The sequence below is a fragment of the Aliamphritea ceti genome (assembly GCF_024347215.1).
In the GTDB taxonomy this organism is placed as follows: Bacteria; Pseudomonadota; Gammaproteobacteria; order Pseudomonadales; family Balneatricaceae; genus Amphritea; species Amphritea ceti.
The window spans coordinates 912,065-932,559 of the sequence record NZ_AP025282.1 but is presented as its reverse complement, the minus strand read 5'-3'; the positions used below and the strand labels follow the sequence as shown (position 1 = coordinate 932,559).

Annotated in this window: 19 protein-coding genes; 1 reads left to right on the top strand and 18 read right to left on the bottom strand. The window is 49.0% G+C overall.

From position 1 onward, the window contains the following. Window positions 1–68 precede the first annotated feature (68 nt). The 17 genes from OCU49_RS04220 to OCU49_RS04140 all read right to left on the bottom strand — a co-directional run bounded on the left by OCU49_RS04220 (window position 69) and on the right by OCU49_RS04140 (window position 17,431). Window positions 69–1,697: a cytochrome D1 domain-containing protein gene (locus tag OCU49_RS04220; RefSeq protein ID WP_261843742.1), complete on the bottom strand. Its 1,629-nt coding sequence runs from the start codon at window positions 1,695–1,697 to the stop codon at window positions 69–71. 451 nt (window positions 1,698–2,148) lie between these two features. Beyond that, window positions 2,149–3,648, bottom strand: coding sequence for a cytochrome D1 domain-containing protein (locus OCU49_RS04215; protein ID WP_261843741.1), 1,500 nt, complete (start codon window positions 3,646–3,648; stop codon window positions 2,149–2,151). Then, the gene (gene nirJ, locus OCU49_RS04210; RefSeq protein WP_261843740.1) at window positions 3,638–4,849 is read right to left on the bottom strand and encodes a heme d1 biosynthesis radical SAM protein NirJ; all 1,212 of its coding nucleotides are present in this window, start codon (window positions 4,847–4,849) and stop codon (window positions 3,638–3,640) included. The genes OCU49_RS04215 and nirJ overlap by 11 nt, the downstream gene beginning before the upstream one ends. A 3-nt stretch (window positions 4,850–4,852) precedes the next feature. Further along, window positions 4,853–5,344 (bottom strand): siroheme decarboxylase subunit beta, encoded by a 492-nt coding sequence (gene ahbB, locus OCU49_RS04205; protein WP_261843739.1) that lies wholly within the window; start codon window positions 5,342–5,344, stop codon window positions 4,853–4,855. Further along, window positions 5,334–5,813, bottom strand: a complete 480-nt coding sequence (locus OCU49_RS04200; RefSeq protein WP_261843738.1) for an Lrp/AsnC family transcriptional regulator — start codon at window positions 5,811–5,813, stop codon at window positions 5,334–5,336. Before OCU49_RS04200 ends, ahbB (OCU49_RS04205) begins: the two co-directional genes overlap by 11 nt. After that, the gene (ahbB, locus tag OCU49_RS04195; RefSeq protein ID WP_261843737.1) at window positions 5,810–6,817 is read right to left on the bottom strand and encodes a siroheme decarboxylase subunit beta; all 1,008 of its coding nucleotides are present in this window, start codon (window positions 6,815–6,817) and stop codon (window positions 5,810–5,812) included. Before ahbB (OCU49_RS04195) ends, OCU49_RS04200 begins: the two co-directional genes overlap by 4 nt. A gap of 2 nt (window positions 6,818–6,819) precedes the next feature. After that, complete coding sequence (locus OCU49_RS04190; RefSeq protein WP_272885321.1) at window positions 6,820–8,010, bottom strand: cytochrome D1 domain-containing protein; 1,191 nt, start codon at window positions 8,008–8,010, stop codon at window positions 6,820–6,822. Continuing rightward, on the bottom strand, window positions 8,007–8,351 hold the full coding sequence (locus OCU49_RS04185; protein ID WP_272885320.1) for a c-type cytochrome: 345 nt from the start codon (window positions 8,349–8,351) through the stop codon (window positions 8,007–8,009). The genes OCU49_RS04190 and OCU49_RS04185 overlap by 4 nt, the downstream gene beginning before the upstream one ends. A 34-nt stretch (window positions 8,352–8,385) precedes the next feature. Then, the gene (gene cobA, locus OCU49_RS04180; RefSeq protein ID WP_261843736.1) at window positions 8,386–9,231 is read right to left on the bottom strand and encodes a uroporphyrinogen-III C-methyltransferase; all 846 of its coding nucleotides are present in this window, start codon (window positions 9,229–9,231) and stop codon (window positions 8,386–8,388) included. 253 nt (window positions 9,232–9,484) lie between these two features. Then, window positions 9,485–10,873, bottom strand: coding sequence for a siroheme synthase CysG (gene cysG, locus OCU49_RS04175; protein WP_261843735.1), 1,389 nt, complete (start codon window positions 10,871–10,873; stop codon window positions 9,485–9,487). A gap of 138 nt (window positions 10,874–11,011) precedes the next feature. Beyond that, the gene (locus OCU49_RS04170) at window positions 11,012–12,883 is read right to left on the bottom strand and encodes a nitric oxide reductase activation protein NorD (RefSeq protein WP_261843734.1); all 1,872 of its coding nucleotides are present in this window, start codon (window positions 12,881–12,883) and stop codon (window positions 11,012–11,014) included. Between the two features lie 33 nt (window positions 12,884–12,916). Continuing rightward, complete coding sequence (locus OCU49_RS04165; RefSeq protein ID WP_261843733.1) at window positions 12,917–13,735, bottom strand: CbbQ/NirQ/NorQ/GpvN family protein; 819 nt, start codon at window positions 13,733–13,735, stop codon at window positions 12,917–12,919. A 59-nt stretch (window positions 13,736–13,794) separates the two neighbouring features. Next, on the bottom strand, window positions 13,795–14,049 hold the full coding sequence (locus OCU49_RS04160) for a cytochrome C oxidase subunit IV family protein (RefSeq protein WP_261843732.1): 255 nt from the start codon (window positions 14,047–14,049) through the stop codon (window positions 13,795–13,797). Then, window positions 14,046–14,618, bottom strand: coding sequence for a cytochrome c oxidase subunit 3 (locus tag OCU49_RS04155; protein WP_261843731.1), 573 nt, complete (start codon window positions 14,616–14,618; stop codon window positions 14,046–14,048). Before OCU49_RS04155 ends, OCU49_RS04160 begins: the two co-directional genes overlap by 4 nt. Further along, window positions 14,615–15,517: a 4Fe-4S binding protein gene (locus OCU49_RS04150; RefSeq protein ID WP_261843730.1), complete on the bottom strand. Its 903-nt coding sequence runs from the start codon at window positions 15,515–15,517 to the stop codon at window positions 14,615–14,617. Before OCU49_RS04150 ends, OCU49_RS04155 begins: the two co-directional genes overlap by 4 nt. Before the next feature lie 66 nt (window positions 15,518–15,583). Beyond that, window positions 15,584–16,987, bottom strand: coding sequence for a cbb3-type cytochrome c oxidase subunit I (locus tag OCU49_RS04145; RefSeq protein WP_261843729.1), 1,404 nt, complete (start codon window positions 16,985–16,987; stop codon window positions 15,584–15,586). A 9-nt stretch (window positions 16,988–16,996) separates the two neighbouring features. Further along, window positions 16,997–17,431 (bottom strand): c-type cytochrome, encoded by a 435-nt coding sequence (locus tag OCU49_RS04140; RefSeq protein ID WP_261843728.1) that lies wholly within the window; start codon window positions 17,429–17,431, stop codon window positions 16,997–16,999. A 229-nt stretch (window positions 17,432–17,660) separates the two neighbouring features. On the opposite strand from OCU49_RS04140, the gene OCU49_RS04135 reads away from it, so the two are divergent. Then, a complete protein-coding gene (locus OCU49_RS04135; RefSeq protein ID WP_261843727.1) occupies window positions 17,661–18,020 on the top strand; it encodes a hypothetical protein in 360 nt (119 codons plus the stop codon). Between the two features lie 113 nt (window positions 18,021–18,133). Here the strand turns inward: OCU49_RS04135 and mrcB are convergent, their stop codons facing one another. After that, window positions 18,134–20,476: a penicillin-binding protein 1B gene (gene mrcB / locus OCU49_RS04130; RefSeq protein WP_261843726.1), complete on the bottom strand. Its 2,343-nt coding sequence runs from the start codon at window positions 20,474–20,476 to the stop codon at window positions 18,134–18,136. Between the last annotated feature and the right edge of the window lie 19 nt (window positions 20,477–20,495).

Sequence of the window (20,495 nt, the reverse complement as noted above, 5' to 3'; positions counted from 1 at the left end):
ATAATCAAAGCGAACAAAAAGCAGGCATAACACCCGTTATGCCTGCCACATTAATCACTCAATGTTGACTAGGTTTTATGGTTCATACGGTTATAAACGTTGAACTTACCTGTTGGTGTAGTGAGGCCTTTAATACGCGTCTTCTCTTCGAGAGTTTTCGCATCGTAAACCACGATTTCACCTGTAGGGTTCTTCGCATCTTTACGGTTCCAGACAGACACCCAAACTTCAGTACCGTCAGCGTTAAACTCCATGTGAAGTGCCGCCTTACCTGGCTCTTCAGTTACACGGATAGTCTTAACAATCTCACGGGTATCTTTATCAAATACCTGTACTGATTGCTGAATTTCTGGCTCAGGGTGCTTAATTTGGTCAGCCCAAACGTATTGTGACGTTGGATGAGTACGGATGAATGCACCAGCACCATCAGTCTCAACTTCGTAGCAAAGTTTCCATGCACTATCTGCGTGACCAGCCGGATCATTACCCCAAACAGATACTAAACCAGTACCTAAGTGAGTTGTGCCGCCCACAGGGCCGCAGTCTTTATCGTTCCAGTTAGCACCAGGGCCAGGGTGAGGAAGTGAATCAACATCAATTTGAGCTTCTAACTTACCTGTTTCAGTATCAACAATTACCATCTTGTTTGATGCGTTAGCTGCAATTTGGAAGTAACGGCCTGTAGGATCGTAAAAACCGTCATGCAAGAATTCTGAAGAGGCAATTGAAGTAATTGTTAAGTTATCTAAATCGCTGTAATCAACTTGCAACATCTGACCTGTTTCTTTAACAGCAACAGTAAACTCAGATTTATTTGGAGAAGTGTAAACGGCAGCTACACGCGCTTCGTTAACAAACTCACCTTTAGTGTTATAACCACGCGTAGTAATAACTTTTAATGGGTTTAATGTAACCGCATCCATGATTACAAAATGCGCAGGCCAGTAACCACCAGCAACAACGTATTTACCATCGCCTGAAACAGCAATATCACGTGCGTCATAAGCCATCTTAGTTTCGGCAACTAGCATCTTGTCAGGGGTTTGCCATAGATCGATCTTGTTAACCTTGCCGTCACGGCCAATGGTGTACCAAAAACGACCAATATCTTCTGCGTGATCAATTTTGTGGTGCTCAGTACCTTTGATTACGTGTACTGCATAACCTGTATCGATATGGGTAATCACTTCTTTAGTGTCGCCATCGATGATTGCCGCTGTGCCCGCATCACGCTCGATAACAACAAAGAAGTTTTCCCAGTTGCGATCATGCATTGGCTTAGTTGGATAATCTTTAGGGGCAACAAACTCTTTAGTATGCGAACGCATTTGCTCTAAAGACATTTCTGGTGGAACCGGTGGCTCCATCTGAATAAATGTTGCCAGATTAGCAATATCTTCTTCAGAGAAAATATCGTCGAAATTATTCATACCGCCCTCAGTACCATAGGCGATAATTTTTTCCAGGCGCTCCTGGCCTTTTTTACGTGTTTCCTTTGGCTCCAGATTCTTACCTGTTGCGCCCTTGCGCAGCACACCATGACAACCAGCACAACGCTGGAAGTACTGTAACTGTGCTTTCGCAAAGTCTGCTTCAGATAAGGTAGGTTCAGCTGCAACAGCAGACATAGAAAATCCACCTGTTGCCATACCAATAGCCAGGCCAATTGTGGATAGTCCATACTTTAATGTTTTCATCGACCACATCTCCAGCGGTTATTTACGTTTTCGTTTGGCTAAATAACTTATACTGGATGCACTATTAATCATGTTGGCAATAAAAAAACTGACAATGGTCAATTTATATAAAAAAGTTTCAATATGATTATTTTAAATAGCATCATATTTATCTGGATCAAGAAATTTATATAAAATAAAAATCACGCATTAGTTTTTATTATCACAAAATGTATTTTGTAATTAAATTAAACAGTGAATCTTTCAAAAAAGAGGAGTTCAAGATTAACTTATAAAAACAAAGTGCTTAAAAATCAATTTCTTGAAAACAAAAAAGCAATTTTACAAAGAAAATACAGACGCAAACAAACCTACGCTTAAATGCGTATCTATTTAAAGAAGAAGGTGCGAACAAAAACAGTGTACTTACGAGAGCCTTACAGCAAGCACACTGAGTTCATTCGCAAATTTTCTAATGACTGGTACCGGATGAACGGGTTATTTTGTTATAAACGTTATATTTACCGACCGGCTTTTTCATAGGTAATCGTTTTATTTCCTCCAGTGTTTCGGCATCATAAACAATTATCGCGCCATCCATTTCCCAGATACTGAGCAATGCATAGCGGCCATCTTTAGTGAACTCTATATGCCCGGATGTTTTGCCCGGCTCAGGCTTAAGGGTTTTAACAATCTCTAACGTCGCCTTATCAATCACGTGCATCACATCTTTATCGGGCCCTACAAACACATCGACCCAGGCATAAGGCGAGTTCTCATGACTGCGCATGAAAAAGCCTGGTCCCTGAGTATCGATTTTTTTGATAGTTTTCCAGTTCTGCGTATCAATAAAAGTAACGGTATGCTCCTTCAGGTTTGGCGTCGCCAGCACAACAGTATCTTTATACGGCCAGGTAATGCCTGATCCCAGATGCGGCATGCCGGTCAAATCAAGATCAGCGGCTTTTTGCTGCAGGTTCAGATTAAATACCTGACCATTCTTTGCATTCCGGGCTGCACCCATAATATGGTCGTATTGCTGGTCAAAAAAGAAGTCATCCAGATAATCATCCAACCCAATGCGGGTCACCTGCAAGGGTGTTTCAGAGGCATAACTGATTTCCCAAACTTCCTTAAAGTCTTTCAAAGCCGCAATAAAACTCTGTCGAGGCGGCGCAGCATATACGGCGCTTACTCTGGAGCTCTCCCCCTGCTCACCGGACACCGGAATAATCTTTACAAGACTCAGGTCAGTAGCATCCAACACCACCAGCGTATGCGGCAGGTAATTCCCCACCAACACATAGCGATCATCTCCGGAAACAGCAACGTTGCGGGCATTTATACCGGCACGGACTTCTGCCACCACTTCCAGGTTATACATGTCATATTTCGTCACCCAGCCATCCCGGGAGGCAAAATACACATATCGCCCGTCCGAAGTGTATTTCGGCCCGCCATGCAGTGCATAACGGGATTTAAAGCGGTGAATCGGCTCAAACGTATCGCCATCCAGTACCGACACATGATGATCGCCTGCCTCTACCACCAGAAATACGTTCAGCGGATCAGCGTCATACACTGGTTTTGCAGTACTGGCATCACCAGTTACCAGCTCCGGCTTATGAATTACATGACTGTCTTTTATCGCCTGCTCAGTCCACTGCGGCACTTCTTCCAGCGGGGTATAAATGTAGTCCGTCAGACTGGCAATTTCTGCTATGCTCAGAACCTCGCCAAACGCAGGCATCTGAGTAGCTGGCAACCCGTTAGTCACCGAGCTGATAGCTGCTTTTTTACGTACCCGCTTTAAGTTTTCCGGTAACAGTGCCGGACCGATTAAACCCAGCCGATCAGCCCCATGACAGGCCGCGCAGTGTTGTTGGAACAATTGTTCTTGCTGTGGCTCAGCTGCCGTCACCAGACCACTGATCAAAAGCGGCAGCAATACAGAAAGGCACTTAACTGGCAAAACGAATCCTCCGTACATTCAGATCCATTTTGACGGGTTTTTCTGTTTCATAATCGGCAAGGTTGATGCCTAGTTCCTGATCATCCAGATAACAGGCAGGGTCTTCCCACCAGGGATCACCGGTCGTCTGAAATGCTCTTACCCGGGTGTTTCCGCCACAAACATCTTTATAGCTGCACACACCACAACGCCCTCCTAATGTTCGTTGTTCAGCTTTAAAGCCCGCCATCAGAGGATCACTGGTATCCTGCCATATCTCCGAAAATGGCCGTTCCAGCACATTACCCAGATTGTAATTCCACCAGAATGTATCCGGATGCACATTACCCAGGTTATCAATGTTCGCCACATTCACGCCGGAAGAGTTGCCTCCCCATTGCGCCAGTTTGGCGCGCATATGGTCATAACGGTCAGGAAAATTCCGCTGTACCCAGTGAAGAAAGTACACACCATCGGCATCATTATTGCCGGTAACAAACTCACGATTACGGCCCGCTTTTACATCTTCCCAGCAACGCTCAAACAGCAGGTCCAGTGTTTCACGGGTAATCTGATGTACGGCATCATGTCCCCTATGACGGTTGCCCCGCCCTCCATAGTTCAGGTGAGACAGATAAAACTTATCAACCTTCTCCTGATCCATCACATCAAGCAGATAAGGCAGTTCGTGGGAATTGTCCTGCGTAATTGAAAACCGCATACCGACTTTAATGCCGGCTTCACGGCACAGTTGCAGGCCTTTGAATGACGCGTCAAAAGCGCCCTGCTTCTGGCGAAACTCATCGTGGGTTTCCCGCACACCATCAATACTTATCCCCAGATAGTCATAACCAACATCCGCCAGTGCCTGAATATTAGATTCATCAATCAAGGTACCGTTGGTGGACAGTGCCACATAAAACCCCATGGCTTTGGCCTGATGGGAAATATCCAGAATATCCGGACGCAACATGGGCTCACCACCGGAAAGAATCAGTACCGGCACTTTAAAACTGCGCAGGTCCTTCATCACATCGACGACCTGTGTGGTAGAAAGCTCACCGGGGAAATCAACGTCGGCAGAAATGGAATAACAATGTTTACAGGCAAGATTACAGCGACGTACTAAATTCCAGATAACCACCGGCCCCGGAGGATTACGTTTAGGCCCGACAGGGGTCGGATTTATAAGCTCCTGCATGTACTGAGAGATACGAAACATAATTCAGCCTCCAATGCGGATTCCGGTTTTCTTCAATATTCGGCTACTGAAAAGAACGTCTCTGGCACGGCAGTGTTCTCCCAGTAATTCAGCTATCTTTTGTGCTTTTTCACGCACTTCATCGCGGCTGTGACCATGTACCATGGCAAACAGGTTATATGGCCAGTCGGGCATAAAACGTGGGCGGTGATAACAGTGACTGACGTAGTCCAGCCCACCTATCATTTCCCCTAACGTATGTACCTGCTCATCAGGCACATCCCATACCGACATACCGTTACCGGTATATCCCAGCCGATAATGATTCGGTACCGCTCCGATACGTCTGATCCGGCCGTCTTCCTGCATGATTCTCATCCGCTGCATCAGCAAATCAGTCTCTATACCCAGTTGTTCAGCAACCTGTTGATAAGGTTCTGCTACCAGAGGAAGTCCCGCCTGGGTCAGTAAAATAATTTCGCGGTCCAGTACCTGTAACTGCTCATCAGATTTCAAAATACAGCCCCACATAAAATTCGTGTAATTTAGGCATATTCCTGACTGTCAGGCCGGTTTCAGCTTCGATAGCGGCCAGTGTCTCTTCCAGTTCCTGCCAGCTCTCAGTTGCCGCTACAAACCACATATTCAGTTCATGATCCCGCTCGTAATTGTGTGCTACCTGTGGAAAGGCATTTACCTGTTCGGCAACCACATCAAACCTGTCCTTCGGAACGGCAATGGCACATAAGCTCACCGCTCCGCCAAAGCGATCGGCGTTATACAGCGGGCCGAAGCGGGTCAGGATTTTGTCTTCACGTAACCGGGTCAAACGGCTGATCAGCTCGTTTTCGGTCGTGCCAAGTTCTTCAGCTACAACCGCAAAGGGGTGCTCACAAACCGGAAAACTGCGCTGCAAGGTATTGATGATGCGTTTATCCAGCGCGTCCAGTGCATCGGCAGAAGCCGTTGTACTCAATTCGTTCATCGCATTACCGCCTGTTGCGGAACATTTTCCTGAACAATGTATTTCGCGCCACACTGCTTAAATCGTTGCAGTGAAAACAGTACTTCATAAGGGGTATCTTTCAGTGCCAGCTTATCCACCAAATCATCTACGTAAGCCATTACTTCATCGCGGCTTTTCCCGTGAATCATGCTAAACAAGTTATAAGGCCAGCGTGGCTTGATTCTCGGACGCTGATAACAGAGGGTGACTTTTTGCTCAGCACTTAGCTGCTGGCCCAGTGCATCTACCTGATCATCCGGCACGTCCCACACGAGCATGGCATTGGCCCGGTATCCCAGTTCATGATGGCGGACAATGACACCAAGACGGCGGATAATACCCGCAGACTGCATTTCAGAAAGGGTTTCAATGACCGTCTCTTCTGATAAGTCCAGCTGTTCTCCGACTGTCAGGTAAGGCCGTTCTGTCAGCGGCAGGCCGGTCTGTATTGCCGCAATCAGTGAGCCGTGCAGAGCCGGATCAAAACTGCAGTCCGTATTGTTCTGCTCAGTGTTACTGGCGACCTTTTGTTTGTCGCCGGCATCCATCCGGAAACCCAGATCAATGTGGTATTCCTTCAGCAGAGGCAGGCTCATCACCTCATAACCACTGCGGGATTCAATATCGCTAAGCACCTGTTCCAGCTTTTCCTGATCTGCCGCCACAGCAACAAACCACAGATTCAGCCGGTGCTCACGCTCATAGTTATGGTTCACTTCCGGGTAACCATTCACCAGTGTGGCTACCTCGGTCAGCATCTCCTGGGGCACACTCATGGCCGCCAGCGTGCTGCTGCCAAGCATACGGGGTTTAAATACGGGACCAACCCGGCTGACCTTGCCCCGCATCAGTAACTCCGCCAGCAAATCGCGGACAGTCTGACTGTCCGATCCCAGCTCGCCAGCCAGTTGTTCATAGGGCTGAGGTACCAGTGGGAAGTTACGCTGATAGTTGTTCAGTAATCGTTGTTCCAGGCTACTCATGATCATAGACCTATGGTGTGTGCACGGTTGGTAAAGAAGATGCCGGACGGTTTTTCAACAGGTAACTGATCAAGCTTCTCAAAACTCCTGGTATCGTAAATCTGCACCTGATCGTCATCCCGTACTGAGGTCCAAACTTTGTCTCCCTTTGGCGTGAACTCCATATGCAGCACCGCTTTACCGGGCTTCAGGGTCTTAACAATTTCCTGAGTTTCGGTGTCAATAATTTGTAGAGTATCGTTATTGGGGTATGCAAAATTTACCCACATATGTCGTCCACCTGGCCGGGCCATTACAAAAATAGGCTGGCCGTGAACCGGTATACTGCCCGTCTGCTGCCAGCTCTTACGGTCAACTACAATTACCTGGTTATGGCCAACCGCCGGTACAAAAGCGTAATCCCCGGCAATCGCCCAGCCTTCAAGATGGGGCATCTTATACACAGGTAATTTCTCTTCACCGCGGCCGTAATTATCCAGAATCCGCCGTACGCCTTTCTCCGGATACCACAGATCGACCAGCGCCATGCCGTCCTCTCCGAACAAACCGGCAATGTAATACCGGCCATCCGGAGTGATCAGTGCGTCATATGGCTGACGGCCAATATCAGTAAACTTAGTAATGTCAGGTGTGGCCGGATCAGACACATCGGCAATCCATATTTCATCGGACTCATAGAGGCTGAAGACAAAGCGGTTATCAGGTGCATCTACCAGCCCGACAACTTTTGACTGCACATTGTTAGCCCCGACTGCCGGAATATCGGCAACCAGTTCCAGGGTCTGGGCATTAAAAATTTTGACACCGCCCGGCTCATAGTTAGAGACCGCCACCAGCGTGCCATCTTCAGAAATGGCTCCGCCTATGCTGTTGCCACCCTGCAGCACCCGCTTATCGATTTCTCCACTGAGAATATCCAACTTAGTTAAGCCACCGTCACGGCCAAACACGTAAGCGAAACGTTCATCACGGGAAAAAACGATAGAGGCGTGGGATAAATCACCCAGGCCTTCGATTTGATAAAGCTGAGAACCGCTCGTATGCTCAACCACCTGAACACTGCCAGTAGCGCGTTCGATAATAACGCCCAGATCACCGGTACCACGGGCAGCGTAGCCCGCAGTCGTGAAACCGATTAACAAAGGGAGTACACAGCAGCTAAGTGCATGCCGGCGCCAGTTCTTAATATTCATGAATCAACACCTTCCTTAAGTACATCAACCAGCCAGCGGATATCGTCATTACTGAGAATGCCCTGCCAGGGTGGCATCGGCGTTCCTTTACGGCCAAAGCTGATGACATGAAACAAATATTCTTCAGGCTTATTGTTCAGGACATCCGGAGTTAGCGCCGGGCCTAAACCACCTTTGAGGGTCATACCGTGGCAAGATCCACAATCGTGTCGGAGCAAATGAGTCAGCTCTGTCTGCCGTTCAGCAGAAAGAGTGACAGACTGATTACTGTCAGTCAGTGAACCAGCCTGCGCCAGGTTAAGAGTGCAAAAGCAGATAGTCAGAACAGCTAAATACTTCATATTCTTCACATCTCCCTTTTTGACATCCGGTGGATTACATCTGGCTCAGAGATTGTTGCTGTAACTGATCACTGGCCGGTTCAAACCAGTCCAGCGTGTTGGCCAAATTGACCACATCCCCGATAACAACCATGGCTGGAGGAGCAACACCTGCCGCCTTGGTATCAGCCACCAGATGTGCCAGATCAGTAATAACCCGGCGTTGTTCAGGCGTGGTGCCTTTTTCAATGACCGCGACCGGTGTAGAAGCCGAACGGCCAGCGGCCAGCACCGCATTGACGATAGGTGTCAGATTCGCCAGCCCCATGTACACGGCCAGTGTGCAGCGGCTGTCACTGAAGGCACCAAGATCCAATTCAAGGCCCTGATCGTTCTGGCGATGTCCGGTCACAATGTGCACTCCGTCTGCCACACCACGGTGGGTAAGTGGAATACCCGCATAGGCCGCACAGGCCATGGCTGAAGTAATACCGGGAACTATCTCAAAACGGACGTTATGTTTGGTGAGTACTTCAGCTTCTTCACTACCACGGCCAAAAATAAACGGATCTCCACCTTTCAGGCGAACAATATGCCGGTAGCCTTTTGCCAGCTTGACCAGCAACTGATTGATTTCATCCTGCGGCATGGAATGACGACCAGTGGCTTTACCGACATAAATTTTGGCAACGCCTGCCGGAATCTGAGCGATGATTTCTTCAGAGACTAGACGGTCATATACCACCGCATCGGCCTGATGAATCAGGCGCTGCGCTTTCACAGTCAGTAAATCAGGATCGCCCGGACCAGCACCCACCAGATATACACAAGCATTACTCTTAGGGTTGCGAGGTATATTCCCCTTAGAGGACGAAGAATATTCTGTTTCAGGCAAGCTCATATCACATTCCTTCTGACTGTGATTGAAAGACATTGCCAGTGTATGCAGCAGCTTTCTGAGCCACATTGATAAAAATCAAGTAGTCATGATTAGGCAATAAAAACCTTACAAAATGAATGGAGAAGAGGCTTCTTGGAATTGAGGAGATAGCGCAGCAAAGTAAGACTGCGCTAAAAATAAGACGTCATTTATCAGTATTTTGATACACCAATAGCGACCAGTTACCTTTACGCCTCATCGCTTACTGTAAAAACTAACGCTGGCTATACCAATCAAGCTTGTCACGCAAGGAAACCACTTTACCAATGATAATCAGTGCCGGCGGCTGAAAATCAGTCACAGCGGCCTGATCGACAATATCCATAAGACTACCGGTAAGAATACGTTGCTCTGGTAAGGTACCGTTTTCCACTAGTGCGATAGGCATGCGCGGGGACATTCCATGACGCATTAATTGCTCACAGATCTGCGACAAACTCAGCAGTCCCATATAAACCACCAGCGTCTGATGCTCACGAACCAGTTCTGACCAGGGCAAATCACAGTGCCCATCTTTTAAGTGACCGGTCAAAAAGCGCACTGACTGGGCATAACTCTGATGGGTTAGCGGAATACCGGCGTAGGCTGCACAACCGGAAGCCGAAGTAATGCCTGGCACCACCTGAAAAGGAATGTCTTCCGACATCAGTTGATCAATTTCTTCACCGCCACGACCAAAAATAAACGGATCACCACCCTTAAGGCGTAATACCCGCTTACCTTCTTTTGCCAGTTTAACCAGTAAATCATTGATTTCCTGCTGAGAAATAACGTGCTGATTGCAGGTTTTACCTACGAAAACACGGTCAGCATCCCGGCGACACAAATCCAGCACCCGATGGGATACCAGCCGGTCATAGACAACGACATCTGCCTGTTGCATCAGGCGCAGTGCTTTAAAAGTCAGTAGATCAGGATCCCCCGGACCGCCCCCCACCAGATAGACTTCACCGGTATCTGAACGTCCCGTATCTGCATTTTCCAATGCCTGTTCCAGCAAACTTTCTGCTTGCCGGTCTTTGCCGGCGAACATCATTTCTGCCACCGGTCCCTGTAAAACAGATTCCCAGAAGACCCTACGCTGATTAAGCGTGCTGAAGCGGGCTTTTACTTGCTCCCGGAAACGACCGGCTAGCTGCCCCAACCGCCCGTAGCTGGCAGGAATCATAGATTCCAGCTTGCCCCGTAACAGACGGGCCAGCACCGGTGACTGACCACCACTGGATACCGCCATTACGATCGGAGAGCGGTCAATGACGGCAGGAATAATAAAGTTACTCAGGGCCGGTTTATCCACTACGTTAACAGGCAGACCGAGCTGTTTTGCATCGGCTGAAACCTGTTCATCAACGTGCTGGTCTTCGATGGCTGAAATGACCAGTACTACCCCTTTCAGGTGCGCTGAACAGTATTCTGCCGGACAATGCTCTCCGCCCTGTTGCTGAACAAGAGATTCCAGATCCGGACATAACTGCGGTGCGACGACACACAGCCTGGCACCCGCGCTCACTAATAGACTGGCCTTACGCAGCGCGACGTCACCGCCTCCTACTAACAGACAGCGCTGATCCTGAAGATTATAAAAGATTGGCAGAAAATCCATTGGCCGGCCCCCTGGCAAAGATCTGATATGCAAGCTCGTCTATGAGCGCACGAAAACAAAAAACACTCTTTTCACATCAGCCTAAACAGGCACGCAGACTGACGCCTTGATGTATATCAATCTGCACATAGCAGTCGATCAGTGTTCCAGTAATTTACCGGTAAGTTTCAGATACAGCTGCGGAAGTTTCTTAGGCAGTTCGGTGGCTCTGTGGATAAAAGTATATCCCTGCCGACCAAACAGATATGGCAGGTACTGATTAGCCTGCTCATCAATAGTGATACAGAAAGGTACCAGCCCCTGACAGCGAGCCTCCTGAATAGCTTTACGGGTATCTTCAATGCCGTGCCGCCCTTCATAGCGGTCAAGGTCATTGGGCTTACCGTCAGTAACAATCAACAGCAACTTTTTCTCTGCAGGCTGTTTCGCTAACAGGGCTGAAGCGTGACGGATCGCAGCCCCCATCCGGGTATAAAATCCCGGCGAGATATCCGCAATACGACCCCGAACACTGTCATTGTAGGTTTCACCAAAGTCTTTCAAACAATTAAAGCGCACATGCTCCCGCCGGCGGGATGAAAATCCGTGAATGGCAAACTGATCTTCACTGGCATGCAAACTTTCAGAAAACAGGTACAAGCTGTCACGGATCACATCAATAACCTGACAGTCCTCGCCGGGGTTACGGGTACCAACCCAGGCATCTGTGGATAATGATAAATCGGCCAGCAGCAGGCATGACAAATCCCGCTGCAACTGCCGCTTCTGGCTATACAAACGACCGTCATCACCTCGACCGGTGGCCCGTGCGCTACGGTGCTGGAGATAAGCGTCAATATCCAGTTCGTCACCGTCGTACTGACTACGCAAACGAACTGAACGGTTGGTCAGCATTTCAAACTGACGACGCAGCCGCCGGGCTGTGGTTTGCAGGTGTCCCGGTAAATCACATGCCTTAGCATTACGGCTCTCCATCGGCACAATACAACTGTAATCCGGTAACAAAACCTGACGCTTATAATCCCATTCCGGGTAACGGATCCCCTCGCCCAGCGGAATATCATCTTCCAGTGCAGAAGGCAGGTCTAAATCAAACTTGATACGGCTGGCAACTGGTGTGCTGTCCTGGGTGACCGCCATTCTATCGATATCATTGGCGATCGACTCAGCCTGATCCAGATCGTCTTCATCATCACAACCGCGGTCCATCTGGCAAAACTCTGCATATGAGAACAAATCCGCCTCATGCCGTACCCCCAGCGTTGTGCCATTTTCTTCCGGTTTTTCTACCCGCTCAGCCTGACGGCGGCGCTGTTCACCTTCCTTACTTTGCCCCTGAGAAGAATCCCGGTCTTTGCCATTATCTTCACTATGCAGACCTTCCGCGCGAGGTGGATTAGGATGCAACCACAGCGGCACCGGATCGGGCGCAAAGTCATCAGCAGGTAACTGAGTGACAGAACCAGGGTCACGTAATGCCTGATAGACTACCGACAACACAGCAGCCTGACCGCCATGTTTCAGTTCAGCCGGATCACGACGTGCTATAAAGGCCTCCACTAAGCGCTGATAACGGGGTTTTAAGCCGGGATACAAGGATAAAGTCTGTAAGCAGCGTTGCTGATTATCCACCAGCCAGTTCATGCCTCGGTGTACGTCGGCAGACGCTGGTGTACCAGCCAGCGCCGCCAGCCAGAAATACAGTTCCCGGTTCAGATCTGCCTGTGGATAAACATCCAGACGTTGTGGCAGGTAAAGACAACGTTCGTCATACCAGGCCAGCTCTACTTTACTGCCGGTGCCGGCGACCCGGTGCAGCCAGTTACGGCGGGCACGGTGCAATGTCGGTGTCGTAGCACTGATCGTCAGACCACTGTCACCGCCTAAGCCACGGTAGAAGACACCCAACGCAGCTTTAACATCATCCAGCTGAACTGCCGCCTCAGGATACCCCTGATACGCCAGTTTAGTGATCCACCTGTCCCATACCTGACCAACCCGCTCTTCCATTACTGCCTCTTCACGTAGCAATTACTATGTATTTCACTCGGTGCCGAAAGTTGCCTGTACCAGCTCCATCAGGCCAACAATGGTTTGTGCATCATCGGTCAGAGGCTCAATCATTCCCGCACGGCATGCCTGTAATGGCTCAAAACCGGCAGCAATCAGCGTCGCGGTATACATCAGCAAGCGGGTGCTCGCGCCTTCTTCAAGATCCTGATCTTTCAGTTCACGCAGACTGTTAGCAAGCGCTACTAAACGGTCGGCAATAGTCTGATCAACCCCGGTCTCATGGACAATAACGGCGGCCTCTTCAGCCGAGGGTAAATAGTCAAAACTCATCGAAAGGAAACGTTGCCGGGTGCTTGGCTTCATCCCTTTGAGCACATTCTGATATCCAGGGTTATACGACACGATCAGCATGAAGTTATCCGGTGCTTCCAGCACTTCTCCGGTACGGTCAATCGGCAGAATCCGACGGTCATCCGTCAGCGGGTGAATCACTACTGTGGTATCTTTTCGGGCTTCGACCACTTCATCCAGATAACAGATACCGCCTTCACGCACCGCCCGGGTCAGGGGGCCATCACTCCAGATCGTGTCGCCATCACCAATCAGATGACGACCAACCAGATCAGACGCGCTCAAGTCATCATGACAGGCGACTGTATGTAGCGGCAGACCAAGTTTATCAGCCATATAGCTGATAAAACGGGTTTTTCCGCATCCTGTAGGCCCTTTCAGCAATACCGGCAACTGATGCTCATAAGCGTGCATAAACAACGCTTCTTCGTTGCCCTGTGGCTGATAAAAAGCAGTAGATCCCGCTGCCGAAGTATCAATTGTTGTCAGATTATTCATCACATATTTCTCCATACGGCGAACGCCGTCATTCGCCGCGAAGCGATCTGAGCTTTTGCTCAAAACAGATAAGTCACACTCACAATCACCCCAATCACCGGAGCGTATGCCAGTAACATAAAACGCCATACCCGCGGGGCTTTTCTCAACCCCATGAAGTAATCCACAACACAAAATGCTTTAACCGCACTGGCAGACAGAATCAGCACAACTGCTACAAAGGTAACTACACTATTCTCGCCGAAATATGCCATGGCGACCGTGACCAAAATCAATAATATCCAGATACAGTCCGACAAACGTGATTCGCTCATAAGATGTATACCAAAGGAAAGAGGACTAACCAGAGAAGATCCACCATGTGCCAGTAACAGGCTCCGCTTTCGAACTCGTTCATACGCCCACTACGGTACTTCCCTCGCCAGTTTTGCAGCATCAGTAACATTAAAATCAGCATGCCCAGAATGACGTGGAACATATGAAAAGCTGTCAGGCCGTAGTAAAAAAAGTAAAAATCGTTAGTGCTGAGGTCAAATCCCAGCGCAACTGAATGCTGGTACTCCGCACTTTTAATCCACAGATATACACAGGCAGAGACCAGCGCCAGTGTCAGAAAAACATTACCGCCCTTCTGACCTGCATGTACTTTCTGTTGCGCACGCACCACAAACCAGCTGCTAGTTAGCAATGCCAGCGTATTGCCCACACCCGCCAGTACATTCAACTGCGCCTGGCCTTCTGCAAACATTTCAGGAAAACGTGCCCGGGTAATCGCATACAAAATAAAGAACAGCGCGAACACACTCAGTTCGGCAAGAATAAACAGCCAAATGGCAAAATCTCCGGGCAACTGCTTCATCTGAATTTCAGCCTGCGCGTTCATTTCCGGGCCCCTATATCAACGCTGGGAATAATTTTATCGGCATCCGCACTGCGTCGGGGATCACCATTTCCCCAGTGCAGCAAACTGCCATCCGGATTATCTTTCTGAACCTCATTACAGGCCTGAATACATTCACTGCACTGAGTGCAGGTAAACTTCTTGCGCTTAATACTGCGAGCCGGCAAACGCATCGGGCAAGCTTTATCACAGGCTTTATCGCAGTCTTTACACAGGGCAGCACGCTGCGCGTCAAAACTGACCATAAGCGCTTTGGGGTTCATCATCCAAACCAGACTTTGAAACACCCCTAACGCACAGCCAAATTTACAGAACAGATGCCGCGCAAATAGAAAATCAATCGAAAATAGCGTGGTGGCCACGCCTAAAAACAGCCAACTGGTAAACCCCAGCTCACCGCTTAATAAATCGCTATAAAGCGTCAACGGAGGTAGCAAATACCCCAGCAACCCGATGGCCCAGATAAAGGCAATGAGCACCGCAACAGTGACAAGAATTAACCAGGAAGAAATACTGTGAGGTTTTGACCCCGCTTCCCAGATGGTAGGTCGGCCCAGCAGCTTCTGCATTCGGCCGTTAATCAGTTCAACCACAGAAAAATGCGGACAGAGCCAACCGCAGTAAAGCCTTCCAAAGCGGTAAGCAATCCAGATACCGGCAGTAATCAGTATCACCGCTGGCAACAGCACCCGCAGAAGAATCTGCACCGCCGCATCGTTACCCTGGATCGATTCCAGCCCCAGACTCAATGGGTAGGTAAAAATAACAAAATGCCCGGCAGTCAGGTCATAACGAAAAACATCCAGCACCGGCGCAACCAGAAACAGCGCAAAAAATGCGCTGCGGGTCAGAGTTCTTATGCGTTGGCTTGGCTGTTTCATAACTTCACTTCTATGAAAAATGCCCTCCCCGCGAACGGGGAGGGATACAACTTTCTTAGTGACAACTCACTCAATGACAGTCTGCTCAGCAGGCTTCAGGCGCGCTTCTTCGCCTTTAACAAAGAAGCTGATGATGTACACGATCAGACCCAGCAGGAATACCAGACCTGCAGCTTCACGCAGCCAGTAGAAGAGTTCGATCTTGTCCTGAACAATCATGAATGGCAGTGGCGCATCGCTGAAGCGTTGCAGATAAACCTGCAGGATACCTGCACCCGTCAGGAACAGCGTGATGAAGACCATAGATACAGTCATCAGCCAGAAGCCCCACATTTCAGTAACCTGAGACTTAATGCTGTTCGCCGCTTCACGGCCATTCAGCATAGGCATCGCGTAAGAGATCATAGTCAGCACAATCATTACGTATGCGCCATAGAAGGCCATATGACCATGGGCTGCAGTAATCTGTGAGCCGTGAGTGTAATAGTTAACCGGTGCCAGCGTGTGCAGGAAGCCCCATACACCAGCCCCCAGGAATGCCATAACACCAGTACCCAATGCCCAGAGAACTGCAACACGGTTAGGGTGCTGACGGCGACGCTTATTCACCATATTGAAGGCAAACAATGTCATCATGAAGAACGGTACAGGTTCCATTGCAGAGAACACAGAACCGATCCACAGCCAGTACTCAGGCAGACCAATGAAGAAATAGTGGTGACCAGTACCCAGCAAGCCGGTGATCAGCGCCATCGCAATGATGACATACAACCATTTCTCAATAACCTCACGGTCAACGCCAGTAACCTTGATCAGGGTGAATGCCAGAATTGCACCCAGAATCAGTTCCCAAACACCTTCAACCCACAAGTGAACAACCCACCACCAGAACATCTTATCCAGCACAGGGTTTTCAGGGTTATAGAAAGAGAACAGGAAGAACACAGCCAGACCTACCAGGCCTAAAAACAGCACCATAGTGATAACGGTTTTACGGCCACGTAACAGCGTCATGCCAATATTGAACAGGAAGCCCAGCGCCACCAGTACAATACCGATCTTGGTAATTGTCGGCTGCTCAAGGAACTCCCGTCCCATTGTTGGCAACAATTCATTCCCCGTCATATGTGCGAGAGTGGCATAAGGGACAGCCAGATAGCCGATGATAGTCAGCGCACCCGCTACCAGAAATACCCAGAACAGCAACATCGCCAGCTTTGGAGAGTACAGTTCGGTTTGCGACTCTTCAGGCACCATGTAATAAGTGGAACCCATAAAGCCAAATAACAACCAAACAATCAGTAAATTCGTATGGACCATACGGGCAACGTTGAACGGTATTTCCGGAAACAGGAAGTCACCGACTACATATTGCATCCCCATAATCACGCCGAACAGGATCTGTCCGACAAATAAGCCAATTGCCGCTATAAAGTACGGTTTGGCTACCATTTGAGATTGATACTTCATAATCGTCCCTTACCCTTGAACATTAGGTGGCCAGCCATTGGTGTCTATCTCTGACATGTACTTGAGGAACTCAGCAACTGCTTCCAGCTCTTCTTCAGACATGTTGAATTGCGGCATGCTGCGACGCCCAGGGATACCATCAACAGGACGGCTTTTAATAAAGCCTTTAATTGCTTCTTTACTATTACCGTAACGGACATACACATTGCCCAGCTCCGGTGCAAAGTAAGCGCCCTCACCCAACAAGGTATGACAACCAATACAATTATTGTCTTCCCAGACTTTCTTACCCAGCACCACCTGCGGCGTCAGGTTTTCGCGGTTATCCCTTTCGGGCAGCCGTTGCACGGTATCCGCAGATAAACCGACCAACAGCAAAAAGAAGAACAGACTTCCGCCAAAGAAGATGTTCCTCGCCATTGATTTTGTAAATGTTTCATTCATAAAGGTATCTCCACCCTTTGCACCTTTAACTAACACACTGAAAACAGTTCATTAGCCCCAGTAACCACTACGAGTCAGCATTCTCCTATTGCGCAACCTCAGCCACCTTGACCATGATCAAGTGCTTAAAAAAACTTATGGGTTACAACAGTGCATAGTGATTACTGTCAGTGATGAAACGCAGAGAAGTCGTCAGGGAATGACCGTCAAAAAAAGAGAGGATGTACGGATGCAGCCAGCCAAAAATTCCGGAGAGCAACTTGCCAGTTTTGGAGCACTGCTTTATCTGGTGCATTTGCTGGCGCTGCCAGGAATTGCGCTGGGAGTCTTGGTCTGGCTGAACTGTCGAAGTACTAAAAGTAATTCCCTGCTGGCGCGTTATCACCTTCGTCTGGCACTTAACGGCAGTCTTATTGCTACCTGCATTATTGCCGGGGGAAGTGGTTTGTTATGGCTGGGATTTTCAGACAGCCCGACAGGCATAAGTATGGTGTTGCTGTACGCCATCACCAGTCATACATTTTGTGTCCTGTGGGGAATATTTTGCCTGGCAAAAGCGATGAGCGGAAAAATGCTTAATAAGCAGTAAAATGAACCGGGCTAGACATTGCGTCCCACCCGGCATAAATCTTAGTTTCTAAGTAACACACTTGCTAAGAACCGTCTTAGCAACGGACAAATCACTAAGCAAGACAAACATATCTACCTAAACCAGTTTTTAAACCAGTCCAGTGGTTCATCTGCCACATAGCCAGGTGCATAAGCTGCGGCGCATGGAATATATTCCTGAGGCTCGTTCTCCAGCAGAAACGGTAACTGTACACCGCCACATTCTTCCGCCGACCCCAGTCCGGTTAATTCATCCACCCATAGATATTCGACTGCTGATGGCTGGTCCAGAACCAAAGGTTGCGGCCGCTCTCGCTTCATCAGCTCAACCCAGGTTTTCAATGCACCGCTGCTGCCAGTTAACGGTAAAGTGCTGTTATCGTCAGCACCCAACCAAACAACTGCCAAACGATCACCGGTAAAACCAGCAAACCAACTGTCGCGCTGGTCATTTGTAGTACCTGTTTTACCGGCCAGATTCAGACTCTGCGGCAAGCTGGCATACGCTGAACGGGCTGTTCCTATGTGCGCTACTTGCTGCAAAGCAAACTGTAATTGATACATCGGTCCGGCATTAACCGTTTGCTGCACCACCAGCGAGTACCGGGAAAGCTCCTGATTTTCGGCATCCGCAACCATCCGGATTGCACGTAGTGGTAACTGGAAACCATTACCTGCAATTGTCTGATAGATCTGCGCAACTTCTATTGGCGACATAGCAGTCGCCCCCAAAAACAGAGAAGGATAGGCCGGTATATCGCGGTCAAAACCTAACCGACGTAAGGTGTCCAGTACTTCATCAACACCAACATCCATTCCCAGTCGCACCGTGGACTGGTTGTACGATTTAGCCAACGAGTAATACAACGGTACGTCACCATGACTCTTACGGTCATAATTTTTCGGTGTCCAGGAGCCATCAGGCAAATCGACAGTAAGTGGTTCATCTTCGAGCAATGATGCCAGGGTGTAGCCTTTTTCCAGCGCCGTCAGATACACCGCTGGTTTGATCAGAGAGCCTACCGGACGAATCGCATCTATTGCCCGGTTAAAGCCCTGATAGCGGGTATTCTTACCGCCAACAACTGCCAGTACTTCGCCGCTATACGGATTGCTAACCACCATACTGCCCTGCAATTTGGCGACTTTTTTACCGTATTTCTTTGTCAGCTTCTTCACGCTGGAAACCAGGCTCTGCTCAGCATTCGCCTGTACAACCGGATCCAGTGCAGTGAAAATTCGTAAGCCATCACTGCTCAGGACTTCATCTGGATATTCTTCACGAAGCTGGCGCTTCACCAGATCCAGATAGGCCGGATACGCTCCGCGATGCAGGCTCTTTTGCTTCACTACACTCAAAGGCTGTTGAGCGGCCTGATGACGCTGCTTAGCAGTTATTGCACCTTCATTTTCTAACACCTTCAGTACAAGATCACGGCGCTTTTTCGCCCGGGCAGGGTTACGGCGCGGATCATAATAGGAAGGTCCCTTAACCATTGCGGCTAACAACGCAACCTGATGCAGCTTTAACTCCTGAATCGGTTGAGCAAAGAAGTACTGACTCGCCAGGCCAAAACCATGAATAGAACGACTGCCCTTCTGCCCCAGATAAACCTCATTCAAATAGGCTTCGAGTATTTCATCTTTGCTGTAATGGCGATCCAATAAAAACGCCATCGGGATTTCCAACAGTTTACGTACGAATGAACGGTCAGAAGTTAAGTAGAAATTTTTAACCAATTGTTGGGTCAGCGTACTACCACCCTGAACAATGCGACCGGCCTTCAGGTTGACCCACATTGCCCGGGCAATACCTTTTGGCGATACACCGTAATGGGAGTAATAATCTCGATCTTCAATAGCCACAAGTGCTTCCACCAGATATGGCGGTGCTTGCTCAATCTGTAGCAAGTCACGATCTTCATTCGATTTAGGGTAAATACCACCGATCTGAATAGGCTCAAGACGCGCTAAATTAACACTGCGGCCAGCATCATCGCGGATACGACTGACGGAACCACCCGCAAAGTCCACCAGCAAACGTCGGCTTGGCTCAAGACCATCGACAAAATCAAAACCACGGGAATAAATCCGTGCACGCTTGCTGGCCCACTCAACGGTACCGGGCTGACTGGCCCGTGCCTGAAACTTATACCCAAGCCCTTTCAACTCCAGCTTAAGACTTTCGCGACTCAACACCTGGCCCGGGTATAACTCCAGCGGGCGGGCATATACTTTCGCCGGCAACGCCCAGCGCTTACCCTCAAACTTGTCCCGAATCTGAATATCCAGGTAAACCAGGCCAATGCCCGCAAAGACACTGGCAAGCAGACCCAATTTAAACATCAGCCAAAAAAGCCGCCGTAACCAGGAAGGCTTCGTCGCTTTAGACTTAGTATTTCGCGACTTACGCTTTGCCGCTGCTTTTTTGGCCATAAACTAATAAAAATCCTGA

Coding starts and splice junctions, on each gene's coding strand:
- OCU49_RS04220 (WP_261843742.1), bottom strand. CDS start 1,697: ATGAAAACATTAAAGTATGGACTATCCACAATTGGCCTGGCTATTGGT.
- nirJ (WP_261843740.1), bottom strand. CDS start 4,849: ATGTTTCGTATCTCTCAGTACATGCAGGAGCTTATAAATCCGACCCCT.
- OCU49_RS04200 (WP_261843738.1), bottom strand. CDS start 5,813: ATGAACGAATTGAGTACAACGGCTTCTGCCGATGCACTGGACGCGCTG.
- ahbB (WP_261843737.1), bottom strand. CDS start 6,817: ATGAGTAGCCTGGAACAACGATTACTGAACAACTATCAGCGTAACTTC.
- OCU49_RS04190 (WP_272885321.1), bottom strand. CDS start 8,010: ATGAATATTAAGAACTGGCGCCGGCATGCACTTAGCTGCTGTGTACTC.
- OCU49_RS04185 (WP_272885320.1), bottom strand. CDS start 8,351: ATGAAGTATTTAGCTGTTCTGACTATCTGCTTTTGCACTCTTAACCTG.
- cobA (WP_261843736.1), bottom strand. CDS start 9,231: ATGAGCTTGCCTGAAACAGAATATTCTTCGTCCTCTAAGGGGAATATA.
- cysG (WP_261843735.1), bottom strand. CDS start 10,873: ATGGATTTTCTGCCAATCTTTTATAATCTTCAGGATCAGCGCTGTCTG.
- OCU49_RS04170 (WP_261843734.1), bottom strand. CDS start 12,883: ATGGAAGAGCGGGTTGGTCAGGTATGGGACAGGTGGATCACTAAACTG.
- OCU49_RS04165 (WP_261843733.1), bottom strand. CDS start 13,735: ATGAATAATCTGACAACAATTGATACTTCGGCAGCGGGATCTACTGCT.
- OCU49_RS04160 (WP_261843732.1), bottom strand. CDS start 14,049: ATGAGCGAATCACGTTTGTCGGACTGTATCTGGATATTATTGATTTTG.
- OCU49_RS04155 (WP_261843731.1), bottom strand. CDS start 14,618: ATGAACGCGCAGGCTGAAATTCAGATGAAGCAGTTGCCCGGAGATTTT.
- OCU49_RS04150 (WP_261843730.1), bottom strand. CDS start 15,517: ATGAAACAGCCAAGCCAACGCATAAGAACTCTGACCCGCAGCGCATTT.
- OCU49_RS04145 (WP_261843729.1), bottom strand. CDS start 16,987: ATGAAGTATCAATCTCAAATGGTAGCCAAACCGTACTTTATAGCGGCA.
- OCU49_RS04140 (WP_261843728.1), bottom strand. CDS start 17,431: ATGAATGAAACATTTACAAAATCAATGGCGAGGAACATCTTCTTTGGC.
- OCU49_RS04135 (WP_261843727.1), top strand. CDS start 17,661: ATGCAGCCAGCCAAAAATTCCGGAGAGCAACTTGCCAGTTTTGGAGCA.
- mrcB (WP_261843726.1), bottom strand. CDS start 20,476: ATGGCCAAAAAAGCAGCGGCAAAGCGTAAGTCGCGAAATACTAAGTCT.